The sequence below is a fragment of the Kitasatospora sp. NPDC049258 genome (assembly GCF_040678895.1).
Lineage (GTDB): Bacteria > Actinomycetota > Actinomycetes > Streptomycetales > Streptomycetaceae > Kitasatospora.
Genome location: NZ_JBFAQT010000011.1, coordinates 155,426 through 169,968, shown reverse-complemented (window position 1 = coordinate 169,968; position 14,543 = coordinate 155,426). Strand labels below are relative to the sequence as shown.

Annotated in this window: 12 protein-coding genes and 1 pseudogene; 1 reads left to right on the top strand and 12 read right to left on the bottom strand. The window is 73.4% G+C overall.

Going from position 1 to position 14,543, the window contains the following annotated elements; translation table 11 throughout:
* Positions 1–26: 26 nt before the first annotated feature.
* From gatB to AB0K43_RS12575, 11 genes and pseudogenes are all read right to left on the bottom strand, one after another.
* Positions 27–1,526: an Asp-tRNA(Asn)/Glu-tRNA(Gln) amidotransferase subunit GatB gene (gene gatB / locus AB0K43_RS12625; RefSeq protein WP_363638759.1), complete on the bottom strand. Its 1,500-nt coding sequence runs from the start codon at positions 1,524–1,526 to the stop codon at positions 27–29.
* A gap of 32 nt (positions 1,527–1,558) precedes the next feature.
* Positions 1,559–1,798, bottom strand: a complete 240-nt coding sequence (locus AB0K43_RS12620; protein WP_363638757.1) for a hypothetical protein — start codon at positions 1,796–1,798, stop codon at positions 1,559–1,561.
* Positions 1,795–3,288: an Asp-tRNA(Asn)/Glu-tRNA(Gln) amidotransferase subunit GatA gene (gene gatA, locus AB0K43_RS12615; RefSeq protein WP_363638755.1), complete on the bottom strand. Its 1,494-nt coding sequence runs from the start codon at positions 3,286–3,288 to the stop codon at positions 1,795–1,797. Before gatA ends, AB0K43_RS12620 begins: the two co-directional genes overlap by 4 nt.
* 3 nt (positions 3,289–3,291) lie before the next feature.
* Positions 3,292–3,588 carry an Asp-tRNA(Asn)/Glu-tRNA(Gln) amidotransferase subunit GatC gene (gene gatC, locus AB0K43_RS12610; protein WP_033820075.1) on the bottom strand — a complete coding sequence of 99 codons (297 nt, stop codon included), beginning with the start codon at positions 3,586–3,588 and terminating at the stop codon, positions 3,292–3,294.
* A 363-nt stretch (positions 3,589–3,951) separates the two neighbouring features.
* Positions 3,952–5,460: pseudogene (locus tag AB0K43_RS12605) on the bottom strand (bifunctional diguanylate cyclase/phosphodiesterase); the annotation flags it as partial.
* Positions 5,461–5,852: 392 nt separating this feature from the next.
* Entirely contained in the window at positions 5,853–8,150 is a 2,298-nt protein-coding gene (gene ligA, locus AB0K43_RS12600; protein WP_363638753.1) for an NAD-dependent DNA ligase LigA, read from the bottom strand.
* Between the two features lie 19 nt (positions 8,151–8,169).
* Complete coding sequence (locus AB0K43_RS12595; protein WP_363638751.1) at positions 8,170–9,189, bottom strand: methionine synthase; 1,020 nt, start codon at positions 9,187–9,189, stop codon at positions 8,170–8,172.
* Between the two features lie 57 nt (positions 9,190–9,246).
* Positions 9,247–9,936 carry an SDR family oxidoreductase gene (locus AB0K43_RS12590; RefSeq protein ID WP_363638749.1) on the bottom strand — a complete coding sequence of 230 codons (690 nt, stop codon included), beginning with the start codon at positions 9,934–9,936 and terminating at the stop codon, positions 9,247–9,249.
* Positions 9,937–9,983: 47 nt separating this feature from the next.
* Positions 9,984–10,514, bottom strand: a complete 531-nt coding sequence (locus AB0K43_RS12585) for a TIGR00730 family Rossman fold protein (RefSeq protein ID WP_363638747.1) — start codon at positions 10,512–10,514, stop codon at positions 9,984–9,986.
* 58 nt (positions 10,515–10,572) lie between these two features.
* The gene (mnmA, locus tag AB0K43_RS12580) at positions 10,573–11,712 is read right to left on the bottom strand and encodes a tRNA 2-thiouridine(34) synthase MnmA (RefSeq protein ID WP_363638745.1); all 1,140 of its coding nucleotides are present in this window, start codon (positions 11,710–11,712) and stop codon (positions 10,573–10,575) included.
* 58 nt (positions 11,713–11,770) lie between these two features.
* Entirely contained in the window at positions 11,771–12,955 is a 1,185-nt protein-coding gene (locus AB0K43_RS12575) for a cysteine desulfurase family protein (protein WP_363638743.1), read from the bottom strand.
* Between the two features lie 135 nt (positions 12,956–13,090).
* Here AB0K43_RS12575 and AB0K43_RS12570 point away from each other — a divergent pair, with 135 nt between their 5' ends.
* A complete protein-coding gene (locus AB0K43_RS12570) occupies positions 13,091–13,903 on the top strand; it encodes an IclR family transcriptional regulator (protein ID WP_363638741.1) in 813 nt (270 codons plus the stop codon).
* On the opposite strand, the gene AB0K43_RS12565 is transcribed toward AB0K43_RS12570, so the two are convergent.
* Complete coding sequence (locus tag AB0K43_RS12565; protein WP_363638739.1) at positions 13,839–14,498, bottom strand: trimeric intracellular cation channel family protein; 660 nt, start codon at positions 14,496–14,498, stop codon at positions 13,839–13,841. The two genes, AB0K43_RS12570 and AB0K43_RS12565, sit on opposite strands and share 65 nt — an antisense overlap.
* Positions 14,499–14,543: the final 45 nt, after the last annotated feature.

The window sequence follows — 14,543 nt, the reverse complement described above, 5'->3', positions numbered from 1 at the left end:
GCGGCCCGAAGGCGCCTAAGGGGTCCTCAGGACAGCCGGGCCAGCAGCAGGTCCTTGACCTTGGCCGCGTCGGCCTGGCCGCGGGTGGTCTTCATGACCGCGCCGACCAGCGCGCCGATCGCCTGGACCTTGCCGTCGCGGATCTTGGCGGCGATGGCCGGGTTGTCGGCGATGGCCTGGTCGACGGCCGCACCGAGCGCGGAGTCGTCCGAGACCACGGCGAGGCCGCGCCGCTCGACGACCGCGTCCGGCTCACCCTCGCCGGCCAGCACGCCCTCGATCACCTGGCGGGCCAGCTTGTCGTTCAGCTTGCCCTCGGCGACCAGCGCGCACACCCGGGCCACCTGGGCCGGGGTGATCGGCTGCTCGGCCAGTTCGGTGCCGGTCTCGTTGGCCCGGCGGGCCAGCTCGCCCAGCCACCACTTGCGGGCCTGGTCGGCCGGCGCACCGGCGGCGATGGTCTGCTCCAGCAGCTCGACCGCGCCGGCGTTCAGCACCGACTGCATGTCCTGGTCGGACAGCGCCCACTCGGCCTGCAGCCGGGCCCGGCGCACCCGGGGCAGCTCGGGCAGCGCGGCCCGCAGCTCCTCGACCCACGCGCGGGCGGGGGCGACCGGCACCAGGTCCGGCTCCGGGAAGTAGCGGTAGTCCTCGGCGTTGTCCTTGATCCGGCCCGCCGTGGTGCTGCCGTTGTCCTCGTGGAAGTGCCGGGTCTCCTGGACGATCGTCCCGCCGTCGGTCAGCACCGTGGCATGGCGCTGGATCTCGAACCGGGCCGCCCGCTCGACGCTGCGCAGCGAGTTGACGTTCTTGGTCTCCGAGCGGGTGCCGAACGTCGAGGTGCCGTTCGGGCGCAGCGACAGGTTGACGTCGCAGCGCATCTGGCCCTTGTCCATCCGGGCCTCGGAGACGCCCAGCGCCCGGATCAGCTCGCGCAGCTCGGCCACGTACGCCTTGGCGACCTCGGGGGCCCGCTCGCCGGCGCCCTCGATCGGCTTGGTGACGATCTCGATCAGCGGGATGCCGGCCCGGTTGTAGTCCAGCAGCGAGTGCGAGGCGCCGTGGATGCGGCCGGTCGCGCCACCGATGTGCGAGGACTTGCCGGTGTCCTCCTCCATGTGGGCGCGCTCGATCTCGACCCGGAAGGTCGAGCCGTCCTCCAGCTGCACGTCGAGGTAGCCGTTGAAGGCGATCGGCTCGTCGTACTGCGAGGTCTGGAAGTTCTTCGGCATGTCCGGGTAGAAGTAGTTCTTCCGGGCGAACCGGCACCACTCGGCGATCTCGCAGTTCAGCGCCAGGCCGATCTTGATCGCGGACTCCACGCCGATCGCGTTGACCACCGGCAGCGAGCCGGGCAGGCCGAGGCAGGTCGGGCAGGTCTGCGAGTTGGGCTCGGCGCCCAGCTCGGTCGAGCAGCCGCAGAACATCTTGGTCTTCGTACCCAGCTCGACGTGGACCTCAAGGCCCATCACCGGGTCGTACGAGGCGAGAGCGTCCTCGTACGAGACCAGACTGATGACGCTCACAGCGTCCCCTTCACTTGAGTCTTGGAGGTCCGTCAGCCCAGCAGCACGTCGTCGTCCCCGAGCCGCTTGAGCTCACGGACGAGGAGCGCGGTGCCGGTGATCAGCGCGGCGGCGCCGACCAGGGCGTTGATCAGCTTGAGGGTGTCGTTGTCGCCACGCGCCTTCTTGACGTCCTTGACGATCGAGACCGCGCCGAAGGCGCTCGTCCCGATGGACAGCCACAGGCCGGGCTTGGAGTGCCTGAACCCTTTTGCCTTCGCAACGGTGCTCACAGTGCCGGTGCCTCCTCCAGCAGGGGGTGTCCCCACTTGTCGTTGAGTGCGGCCTCGACGGCGCCGCCCACCCGGTACAGGCGGTCGTCCGCCATCGCGGGAGCGATGATCTGCAGGCCGACCGGGAGATTGTCCTCCGGGGCCAGGCCGCAGGGCAGCGACATGGCCGCGTTGCCCGCCAGGTTCGACGGGATGGTGCACAGGTCGGCCAGGTACATCGCCATCGGGTCGTCGGCGCGCTCGCCGATCGGGAAGGCGGTGGTCGGCGTGGTCGGCGAGATCAGCACGTCGACCCCGGCGAAGGCGGCGTCGAAGTCGCGCGAGATCAGGGTGCGGACCTTCTGGGCCGAGCCGTAGTAGGCGTCGTAGTAGCCCGAGGACAGCGCGTAGGTGCCCAGGATGATCCGACGCTTGACCTCGTCGCCGAAGCCGGCCTCGCGGGTGAGCGCGGTGACCTCCTCGGCCGAGCGGGTGCCGTCGTCGCCGACCCGCAGGCCGTAGCGCATGGCGTCGAAGCGGGCCAGGTTGGAGGAGGCCTCGCTCGGCGCGATCAGGTAGTACGCCGGCAGCGCCAGGGTGAACGACGGGCAGGAGACCTCGACGACCTCGGCGCCCAGCTCGCGCAGCAGCTCCACCGACTCGTCGAAGCGCTGCATCACGCCGGCCTGGTAGCCCTCACCGGCGAACTCCTTGACCACGCCGATCCGCATGCCGCGGATGTCGCGCATCGTGGCCGCCGCGACCACGGCCGGCACCGGCGCGTCGATCGAGGTGGAGTCCAGCGGGTCGTGGCCGGCGATCGCCTCGTGCAGCAGGGCCGCGTCCAGCACCGTACGGGCGCACGGGCCGCCCTGGTCCAGCGAGGAGGAGAAGGCGACCAGGCCGTAGCGGGAGACCGAGCCGTAGGTCGGCTTCACGCCGACCGTGCCGGTCACGGCGCCGGGCTGGCGGATCGAGCCACCGGTGTCGGTGCCGATCGCCAGCGGGGCCTCGTACGCGGCCAGGGCCGCCGCCGAGCCGCCGCCGGAACCACCGGGGATCCGGCTGAGGTCCCAGGGGTTGCCGGTCGGGCCGTAGGCGGAGTTCTCGGTGGAGGACCCCATGGCGAACTCGTCCATGTTGGTCTTGCCGAGGATGACCACGCCGGCGTCCTTCAGACGCTTGGTCAGGGTCGCGTCGTAGGGCGGGATCCAGCCTTCGAGGATCTTCGAGCCGCAGGTGGTCGGGATGCCCTCGGTGGTGAAGACGTCCTTCAGCGCGAGCGGGACGCCGGCCAGCGGGCCCAGCTCCTCGCCCTTGGCGCGCTTGTCGTCGACCGCGCGGGCGGCCCGCAGCGCACCCTCGGTGTCGACGTGCAGGAAGGCGTTGACCTTCTTGTCGACGGCGTCGATCCGGTCCAGGTGGGCCTGGGCGACCTCGACGGCGGACACCTGGCCGCCGGCGATCGCGGCGGCGGTCTCGGCGGCGGTGTAGCGGATGAGCTCGGTCACGGGTCAGTCCTCCCCGAGGATCTGGGGCACGCGGAAACGCTGCTCCTCGCTGGCCGGGGCGCCGGACAGCGCCTGCTCCGGGGTGAGCGAGGGCCGCACCTCGTCCGCGCGCATGACATTGGTCAGCGGCAGCGGGTGGGAGGTCGGCGGGACGTCCTGTCCGGCGACCTCGGAAACGCGGGCGACCGCGCCGATGATCACGTCGAGCTGCTCGGCGAAGTGGTCCAGCTCTTCGGCCTGCAACTCAAGACGCGACAGCCGGGCGAGGTGGGCGACCTCCTCGCGCGTGATGCCAGGCATGCAGCGATCCTCAAGGTGAGTTCTGGTGAGGCCGGAACGCGCTGTCGCGGTGCCCGGCCCGGACGGGCGGGCGCCGGGCGCACCCCGTCCTCATGGTCTGTGGCCCCATCCTATGGGGCGCGGCCCGGCCACCGGCCACGCCGATCGGGCGACCGGGGGGAAAGCGGGCCGCCGGGCGCGCGCGAACGCCGCGCCCCGCCCACCCGATCGAGGGGTGGACGGGGCGCGGCGGGCGGGTCACTGCTGGCTGGTCGGGGCCCCCAGCTCCGGCTTGGCCTTCGCCCCCGGGCGGATCTGCGGCGCCGGGCGCACCTGGGTCGCCGTCAGCCGCTCGACCGACGGCGCGCCGGTGCTGTGCACCATCAGCCAGGCGGTGGCCTGGTCGGCCGGCAGCGCGGCCGACACCAGCCAGCCCTGGACGGCGTCCACCCCCATGTCCTGCAACCGCTCCCAGGTCTCGTCGTCCTCCACGCCCTCGGCGACCACGGTCAGCCCCAGCGAGTGCGCCAGCTCGACCGAGCAGCGCACCACCGCGGCGTCGTGGTCGTCGGCGACCATCCGGGAGACGAAGGACCGGTCGATCTTCAGCTCACCGACCGGCAGGCTGCGCAGCCGCACCAGCGAGGAGTGCCCGGTGCCGAAGTCGTCCAGCGACATCCGCACGCCGTAGCGGCGCAGCTCGTCCAGCGTGTCGGCGGCCCGGCGGGAGTCGTCCAGCAGCAGCCGTTCGGTGATCTCCAGCTGGAGCGCGTCGGCCGGCACCTGGTTCCGGTCGAGGTGGCCGGCCACCCGGGCGGCGAAGCCCGGGTTGAGCACGTCCCGGGGCGAGACGTTGACCGCCACCGGCACCTTGAGGCCCTGGGCCCGCCAGATCGCCAGCTGGCCGACGGCCGACTCCAGCACGTAGTCGGTGAGCCGGGGCATCAGCCCGCTGGACTCGGCCAGGCTGATGAACTCGTCCGGCGCGACCCGGCCCTGGCCGGCCCGCTCCCAGCGCAGCAGCGCCTCCAGGCCGACCACCCGGCCGTCGAAGGCCACCTTCGGCTGGTAATGGAGCTTGACCTCGGAGGTCTCCAGCGCCCGCCGCAGATCGCCGAGCAGTCCGATCCGGTACGGGGTGTCGATGTCCCGTGCCTCGTCGTACTGCTCGACCCCGCTGCGGCTGCGCTGGGCGTGGGCCATCGCCACGTCGGCCCGGCGGAGCAACGATTCGGCGTCCTGCGCGTGGGTCGGGTAGACGCAGACCCCGGCGCTGGCCTCCAGGACCAGCAGCAGCCCGTCCAGGCGGATCGGCGCGGCGAGCTCCACGATCAGGGCCTTGGCCACCCGCTCCATGGTCTCCGGGCTGCCCACCCCGGGCAGCAGGACGGCGAACTCGTCGCCGCCCATCCGGGCCACCACGGCCTGCCCGCTGCGCTGCACCGACGGGGGCAGGGCGGCGAACACGTCCTCGGAGGTGTCCGGGGCGCCGGGGCGCACCGGGGCGGACTGCGGCGCCGGTCCGGAGCGCAGCGCGCGGTTCAGCCGGCGGGCGATGTGCACCAGCAGCCGGTCGCCCGCGGTGTGGCCGAGGGCGTCGTTGAGCGAGCGGAACCGGTCGAGGTCGAGCAGGATCAGCCCGACGCTGTAGCCGTCCTCCCCGTCGTGCTGGGCGATCGCCTCCTGGGCCGCGAGCAGCAGGGCCTGTCGGTTGGGCAGGTCGGTGAGCGGGTCGGTGAGCTGGTCCCTGGCCCGGTCGCGGGCGATCCGCCAGGCCGCCACCAGGACGGCCAGCGGGACCGCGAACAGCGGCAGCAGCTCGGGTTCGTAGCGGTAGACCAGGACGGCGAGCGGGATGAGCGGCGCGGCCCCGGCCAGCACAACGCCGAGCAGCAGGACCGCACCTGCCACCCCCTGCGGCGGGCGTGTGGGCGCACCGCCGGTCGTACGATCCATAAGCCCTGTCCTCCGTCGGGCCCGCCCCGTCAGGCCGCCTTACGGTGAGGCACCGTACTGGTGCCGATGGACGTCAGGCGACGGGGTGTCCCCACGGGCGCCGGCCGAGACCGGAGCCACCCACCCCTGCTGACTCTCTGTTGCGCTCCAGGGTATGCCGGGGCCGACCGGGAGGGCAGACTTTCGGACATCCCTGAGCGCGCCACCGGCCGGACTTCCCCGCCAGGAGAGGCCGACACTGCCGCACAGTGACAGAATGCCCGAATTCCTGCGGGTGGACCCCGGTGACGCCGCATCAGGAGCATAACGACCGAGGGGTGGACAGCCCGTCACCGGTCGGCGGTGCTCTCCTGCCCGGTGTCCGCGGCGGGTGCGGCGACCGGCTCCGGGGGAAGGCCGAGGTGCGCCCTGGCCGCTTCGGGGCCCTGCTCCAGCAGCACGGTGAAGCCCGCGTCGTCCAGCACCGGCAGGCCGAGCTGGACGGCCTTGTCGTACTTGGAGCCCGGGTTGTCGCCGGCCACCACGAAGTGGGTCTTCTTCGACACCGAGCCGGTCACCTTGGCTCCGCGCGAGGTCAGCGCCTCCTTGGCGCCGTCCCGGGTGTGGCCGGCGAGCGTGCCGGTGACCACCACGGTCAGGCCCTCCAGCGGCCGGGGGCCCTGCTCCTCGGCGCCCTCCTCGACGAAGCGGACGCCGGCGGCGCGCCACTTCTCCAGGACCTCGCGGTGCCACTCCTCCTCGTACCACTCCTTGACGGAGCGGGCGATGGTCGGGCCGACGCCCTCGGCGGCGGCCAGCTCCTCCTCGGTGGCGGCGAAGATCCTGTCCAGATCGCGGAACTCCCGGGCGAGTGCCTGGGCGGCGACCGGGCCGACGTGACGGATCGACAGACCGTTGACGAACCGCCAGAGCGGACGGTCGCGGACGGCCGCGAGGTTGTCCAGCAGGAGGGTCAGGGACTTCTTCGGCTCGCCCCGCAGATTGGCGAAGAAGGCGACCACCTTCTCCTCGCCGGTGCGGTCGTCCAGCTTCGGCATGCCGGTCTTCGGCTCGCGCACCAGCACCTTGATGGGGAGCAGCTGCTCGACGGTGAGGCCGAAGATGTCCCCCTCGTTCTTGACCGGCGGATCGGCCGGCTCCAGCGGCTGGGTGAGCGCGGTGGCCGCGACGTAGCCGAGGCCGTCGATGTCCAGCGACTCGCGGCCGCCGAGGTAGGCGATCCGCTCGCGCACCTGGGCCGGGCAGAACTGCGCGTTGGGGCAGCGCAGGTCGATGTCGCCCTCGGACATCGGCCGCAGCTCGGTGCCGCACTCGTGGCAGTGCGAGGGCATCACGAACTCCTGCTCGGTGCCGTCGCGCAGGTCCTCGACCGGGCCGAGGATCTCCGGGATGACGTCACCGGCCTTGCGCAGCACCACCGTGTCGCCCAGCAGCACGCCCTTGGCCTTGACCACCTGCTGGTTGTGCAGCGTGGCGTACTGGACCATCGAGCCGGCCACCTTCACCGGCTCGGCCAGCACCGCGTACGGCGTGGCCCGGCCGGTGCGGCCGATCCCGACCTTGATGCTGGCCAGCCTGGCGGTGACCTCCTCCGGCGGGTACTTCCAGGCGATCGCCCAGCGCGGGGACTTGGAGGTGGCGCCGAGCCGGCCCTGGAGCGCGATCTCGTCCACCTTGACGACCACGCCGTCGATCTCGTGCTCGACCGAGTGCCGCTGCTCGCCGAACTGCCGGATGAAATCCCGCACTTCGTCCAGCGTCCCGACCACCCGGTTGTGCCGGGCGGTGGGCAGACCCCAGTCGCGCAGCAGCTGGTAGGCGTGCGACTGGCAGTCGATGTCGAAGCCGACCCGGGCGCCGATGCCGTGCACCACCATGTGCAGCGGGCGGGAGGCGGTGACCTGGGTGTCCTTCTGCCGCAGCGAACCGGCCGCGGCGTTGCGCGGGTTGGCGAACAGCTTCAGCAGCGCCTGCGGGCGCTTGCCCGTCTTCTCCCGCTCGGCGTTCTCCGCCTTGCGGCGCTCGTTCTCCGCGGCCAGCGAGGCGTTCAGCTCGGCGAAGGCCTCGGTGGGCAGGTACACCTCGCCGCGGATCTCCACCAGCTCGGGGATGTGCTCGCCCTGCAGCTGGTGCGGGATCTCCTTGATGGTGCGGACGTTGGCGGTGATGTCCTCACCGATCCGGCCGGTGCCCCGGGTGGCGGCCAGCACCAGCCGGCCGCGCTCGTAGGTGAGGTTGACGGCCAGTCCGTCGACCTTCAGCTCGCACAGGTAGTGGTAGTCGATCCCGGAGAGCTCGCCGGCGACCCGCTCGGCCCAGGCGGCCAGCTCCTCGTCGTCCATCGCGTTGTCCAGGCTGAGCAGCCGCTCCCGGTGCTCGACCTTGGCGAAGCCCTCGGTGGCGGTGCCGCCGACCTTCTGGGTGGGCGAGTCGGGGGTGACCAGGGCCGGGTGCTCGGCCTCCAGGGCCTCCAACTGCCGCATCAGCCGGTCGAACTCGGCGTCGCTGACGGTCGGGGCGTCCTGGTCGTAGTACCGGACCCGGTGCTCCTCGATCTCGGCCGCCAGCTCGGCGTGCCGCGTCCGCACCTCGGCCGGGATCTCCTCCCAGCCCTCAACACCCGCCACCCTGGGCCCTCCTGCCGTGCTACTCCGGGTTGTCCACCAGGCTCTGCGCCGCCTTCACGCTCAGTGACAGCGCCCGCTTGGCGTAGTCGGGGGAAGCCCCCGCCAGCCCGCAGCTCGGCGTCACCAGCACCCGGCGGCCCAGCAACTCCGGGTCCAGCCCGAGCCTGCGCCACAACGTCCTGACACCCTGGACACTACCGGCAGGGTCGGACATTCCCTCGTCGGTGGAGGGCACCACACCGGCCAGGATCACGGTGCCGCCCTCGACCGCCTCGCCCAGGTCCTCGTCGTCACGCTCCGTCAGGAAGGAGAAGTCCAGCGACACTCCCGCCACCCCGGCCCGGCGCAGCAGCCCGAGCGGCACCCCGGGGGCGCAACTGTGCACCACCACCGGCACGTCCAGGGCCTGCACCACCCCGCGCAGCGCCTCCTCCGCGACCTGCCGGTCGACGGCGCGCAGCCGCTGGAAGCCGCTGGCGGTCTTCACCGAGCCGGTCAGCACGGCCGGCAGCGAGGGCTCGTCGAGCTGCAGGACCGGCTGCGCGCCGGGGATCCGGGCCCGGACGTCGGCGAGGTGGCGGCGCAGCCCCTCGGTCAGCGAGCCGGCGATGTCCCGGCAGGCGCCCGGATCGGCGAGCGCCTTCTCGCCGTGCCGCAGCTCGATCGAGGCGGCCAGCGTCCACGGGCCGACCGCCTGGAGCTTGAGCGGCCCCCGGTAGCCCTGGGTGAACTCCTCCAGCGCGTCCAGATCCTCGCCCAGCCAGGAGCGGGCCCGCCGGCTGTCCCGCCCGGGGCGGTCGGCGAACCGCCAGCCGCTCGGCTCGACCTGGGCGAACAGCTCGACCAGCAGCCCCGCGCCACGGCCGATCATGTCCGCGCCGGGCCCGCGCGCCGGGAGCTCCGCCAGGTGCGGCAGCAGCTCCAGCGAGCCCGTCACGGTCTTCGCGGCCTCGCGGGCGTCGGTGCCGGGCATGGACCCGACGCCGGTCGCGGCTCCGGGCAGGGTCTGCAGGGGGTTCTCGGTGCTCTCGGTGCTCACGGGCCCGAGCCTAGTGCGCCGGCGCCGCTGCGATCGGCCCCGGGCCCGGAGCCCGGCTCAGCCGCCGGGGCGGACGGTGATCTCGGTGATCGCCGCGTCGCGGGGCAGGTCGAGCGCGGTGAGGACGGCCGTGGCGACCGAGCCCGGGTCGATCCAGCGGCTCGGGTCGTACTCCTTGCCCTCCTGGTGGTGCACCTTGAGCTGCATCGGGGTGGCGGTGCGGCCCGGGTAGACCGTGGTGACCCGGACCCCGTTGGCCTGCTCCTCGACGCGCAGCGCGTCGGCGAGCGCCCGGACGGCGAACTTGCTGGCCGCGTACGCGCTCCAGTTGGCGTCCGCGCGCAGCCCGGCGCCGGAGTTGACGAAGAGCACCTGGCCGCGGGCCTGCCGGAGCGAGGGCAGGAAGAGCCTGGTCAGCTCGGCGGGGGCGACGGCGTTGACGTTCAGCTGGTGCTGCCAGGCCTTCACCGGCAGGTCGCCGACCGTCCCCAGCTCGACCACCCCCGCGATGTGCAGCAGGGCGTCGATCTCGACCGGCATCTCCTGGTGGCCGAGCGCCCAGGAGAGCTTGGCGGGGTCGGCGAGGTCGCCGACCAGGGTCCGGGCGCCGGGGTAGCGCGAGCGCAGCACGGCGGCGCGCTTGGCGTCGCGGGCCAGCAGCCACAGCTCCTCGCCGCGGGCGGCGAGCCGCTCGGTGACGGCCGCGCCGATGCCGGAGCCGGCGCCGGTGATCAGGTGTACACCCATGATGTCCCTCGGGTCGTGGTCGCGTGGTCGGGCGGCGGCGGGGCCGCTCAGGAGGCCCGGTCGAGCTGCGCGAGCGCCTCGGCGGGCGTCCGCGCGAAGGTGATCAGCTCGGCGAGCGGACGGGGCAGGAAGCCCTCGGCGTCCATCCGCTCCAGCTGGGTGCGCAGTCCGCCGTAGAAGCCCTCGGTGTCCAGCACCACGACCGGCTTGTCGTGCAGGGCGTGCTTCTTCAGCTCCAGCACCTCGGTGACCTCGTCCAGCGTGCCGAGCCCGCCGACCAGCACCACCACGGCGTCCGCCCGGGCCAGCAGCTGCGCCTTGCGGGCGGCCAGGTCGACCGTCATCACCAGCTCGTCGGCGCCCTCGTAGGTCTTGTGGGCGAGCAGCTCGACCGAGATGCCGACCAGCCGGCCTCCGGCCTCCTTCACCCCGTCGGCGAGCAGGCCCATCAGGCCGGCGTGCGAGCCGCCCCAGACCAGGGTGTGGCCGCCGGCCCCGAGCAGCCGGGCGAACTCGGCGGCGGGGGCAGTGTAGCGGTCGTCCAGCGAGTACGCGGAGCAGAAGACGGTGATGTTCATGATGGCCCCAGGTCTACCACGGACGGCGGCCCACCCGGGAACCCGTTCCCGGGGCCGGTCAGGCCGGGACGCTCCGGCGCTCGGTGGTCGCGATGGTGGCCGAGCCGACCACCCGGGTGCCGTCGTAGAGGACCACGGCCTGCCCGGGCGCGATGCCCCGGACCGGGCTCGCCAGCCGGACCACCAGCTCGCCGCCGACCACGGCGGCGGTGACCGCCACCTCCTCGCCGTGCGCCCGCAGCTGCGCGGTGTACGCGGCTTCGCCGACCGGCTCGGCCCCGCACCAGCGCGGCCGGATCGCGGTCAGCCCCAGCACGTCAAGACCCTCGGCCGGGCCGACCGTGACGGTGTTGTCCACCGGCGAGATGTCCAGCACGTAGCGCGGCTTGCCGTCGGCGGCCGGGCGGCCGATCCGCAGGCCCTTGCGCTGGCCGATGGTGAAGCCGTACGCGCCGTCGTGCTCGCCCAGCTTGCTGCCGTCCACGTCGACGATGTCGCCGGTGGCGGTGCCCAGGTGCTTGGCCAGGAAGCCCTGGGTGTCACCGTCGGCGATGAAGCAGATGTCGTGGCTGTCGGGCTTCTTGGCGACGGCCAGGCCGCGCCGCTCGGCCTCCGCGCGGATGGCGTCCTTGGTGGTGTCGCCGAGCGGGAACATCGAGTGCGCGAGCTGCTCGGCGTCCAGCACCCCGAGCACGTAGGACTGGTCCTTGGCCGGGTCGACGGCCCGGTGCAGCGCGCGCCCACCGCCCGGCAGCTCGACGATCCGGGCGTAGTGGCCGGTGCAGACCGCGTCGAAGCCGAGCGCGACGGCCTTGTCCAGCAGCGCGGCGAACTTGATCTTCTCGTTGCAGCGCAGGCAGGGGTTGGGGGTGCGGCCGGCTGCGTACTCGGCGACGAAGTCGTCGATCACGTCCTCGCGGAAGCGCTCGGCGAGGTCCCAGACGTAGAACGGGATGCCGATCACGTCGGCGGCCCGGCGGGCGTCCCGGGAGTCCTCCAGGGTGCAGCAGCCGCGCGCGCCGGTCCGGAAGGACTGCGGGTTGGCGGACAGCGCCAGGTGCACCCCGGTCACCTCGTGGCCGGCCTCGGCGGCGCGGGCGGCGGCGACGGCGGAGTCGACCCCGCCGGACATCGCGGCCAGCACGCGCAGACGGCGGCCATCGGACGGAGCGGTCGGGGCACCGGGGAAGTCACTCATGATGCGACCAGCGTACGTGCTCCGGCCGGACCGGCGGTAAGGGATCGCCCCCCGGCGCTCAGCGCCGGGCCGCCGCCGCCAGGCCCGCGTTGCGGGCCCGCTCGACGGCCGGGGTGATCGCCGCGGTGAGCGCCTCGACATCGGCCCGGGTGGAGGTGTGGCCGAGCGAGAACCGCAGCGAGGCCCGGGCCAGCAGCGGGTCGGCGCCCATCGCCAGCAGCACGTGGCTGGGCTGCGGCACCCCGGCCGAGCAGGCCGAGCCGGTGGAGCACTCGACGCCCTGGGCGTCCAGCAGCATCAGCAGCGCGTCCCCCTCGCAACCGGGGAAGGAGAAGTGCGCGTTGGCGGCCAGCCGGCCGGCCGGCGCGGGGTCGCCGTTGAGCACGGCGTCCGGCACGGCGGCGCGGACGGCGGCGACCAGCTCGTCGCGCAGCGCGCCCACGCCGGCGGCGTACGGCTCGCGGCGCGCCACGGCGAGGCCGGCGGCGGTGGCGAAGGCGGCGGCGCCGGGCACGTCCAGGGTGCCGGAGCGCACGTCGCGCTCCTGGCCGCCGCCGTGCAACAACGGCACCGGGTGGGCCTGGCGGGCCAGCACCAGCGCGCCGACCCCGTACGGGCCGCCGATCTTGTGGCCGGTGACGGTGAGCGCGGTCAGCCCGGACTCCGCGAAGGAGACCGGCACCTGACCGAGCGCCTGCACCGCGTCGGCATGCATCGGGATGCCGAACTCCGCTGCCACGGCGGCGAGTTCGGCGACCGGCTGGAGGGTGCCGACCTCGTTGTTGGCCCACATCACGGTGACCAGCGCGACCGAGCCGGGATCGCGCTCGATCGCCGCGCGCAGCGCCTCGGGGTGCACCCGGCCGAAGCCGTCCACCGGCAGGTAGTCGACCAGCGCGCCCTCGTGCTCGGCGAGCCAGTGCACCGCGTCCAGCACCGCGTGGTGCTCGACCGGGCTGCACAGCACCCGACGGCGGGCCGGGTCGGCGCCCCGGCGGGCCCAGTACAGGCCCTTCACCGCGAGGTTGTCCGACTCGGTGCCGCCACCGGTCAGCACGATCTCGCTCGGGCGGGCGCCCAGCGACTCGGCGAGGGACTCCCGGGACTCCTCGACCACCCGGCGGGCCCGGCGGCCGGCCGCGTGCAGGGAGGAGGCGTTGCCGACGACGCCGAGCTGCGCCGTCATGGCGGCGACAGCCTCGGGCAGCATCGGAGTGGTCGCGGCGTGGTCGAGGTAAGCCATAGCGGGACCAAGTGTAGGCGTCGCCGGGGGGCCGACCGGCCGAACACCGGGCCTGGGTCACGATTTGGCCATTGCACCCCCTGCAACGCGCGATTAGCCTCCTGGCTCACTGCCGGGCGTGGAGGGGTGGACGCGATGTCCCAGACGGTGGACCGGGCGCTGACCATCCTGGTGGCCCTCGGCGAGGGCCCGAGCTCGCTGGAGCAGGCGGCGAACCGGATCGGCGTGCACAAGTCGACGGCCCTGCGCCTGCTGCGCACGCTGCAGGAACACGGCTTCGTGACCCGCCAGCCCGACCACCGCTACCGCCTGGGCGGCCGGCTGTTCTCGCTCGCCCAGCAGGCGCTGGAGACCATCGACATCCGGCAGGTGGCCGCGCCCTACCTGGCCTCGCTGAACGAGCGGTACGGGCACACCGTGCACCTGTCGGTGCTGGAGGACGGCAAGGTGCTGCACCTGGACAAGGCGCAGAGCCGCTACCCGGACCGGCCGGGCTCCCGGCTCGGCCCGGACGGCCGGTTCGGCCACCGCGCCCCGGCCGTGGCCAGCGCGATCGGCAAGGTGCTGCTGGCCGACCTGCCGGACGACCAGCTGACGGCCTTTCTGGCCGCCCAGCAGACCGGCGGCCAGGACATCGGCTCGGCGGCGGACTTCCGGGCCGAGCTGGCCGCCGTGCGGCGCCAGGGCTGGTCGATGGACCAGGCCGACGCCCCGGCGACGGCCGGTCTGATCGCCGCGCCGATCGCCGGCACCGAGGGCCGGGCGATCGCCGCCTGTTCGATCTCCGCGCCCGCGCACGAGGCCTCGACGGCCGAGCTGAGCCGGCTGGTGCCGGAGCTGCTGTGCACGGTGGAGGCGATCTCGCTGGCCTACGGCGGGACGCCTACTCCTCGCTGGTGCGAGAACCGTTGCGGTGCCAAGCACGCGGAGCGCGCCAGCCGTACCTGAGCGCCAGCATCCGGATCACGAAGGCGCAGAGCGCGGCGGCCGAGGCGTTCAGCGAGGTGAGGCGGTCGGTGGCGATCAGCACCGCGACCACGGTGGAGCCGATCAGGGCGGGCACCGCGTAGATCTCACGGTCCCAGCGCAGCAGCGAGGGCTGCTCGGTGGCCAGCACGTCGCGGATCACGCCGCCGCCGGCCGCGGTCAGCATCCCGAGGGCCACCGAGGCGACCGAGCCCAGCCCGTAGTCGTGCGCCTTGATGGTGCCGCTGACGCAGAACAGGCCGAGACCGGCCGCGTCCAGGGTCTGCACCGCGGTGTTGATCCGCTCCACCTGCGGGTGCAGGAAGAACACCACCACCCCGGCGGCCAGCGGGGTGGAGAAGTACCCGAGGTTGGTGAAGGCCGCCACCGGCGTGGCACCGATCACCAGGTCACGCATCACCCCGCCGCCCAGCGCGGTCGCCTCGGCGAGCACGCAGATACCGAAGATGTCCATGTTCTTGCGGACGGCCAGCAGGCCGCCGGACAGGGCGAAGACGAAGATGCCGATCAGGTCCAGGGCCTGCTGCACCCCGGGCGAAAAGATTTGCGATGTCACCGGCTCAGTGTCCATGCCTGCTCCGCGGGCCGACGAATCGGCCGG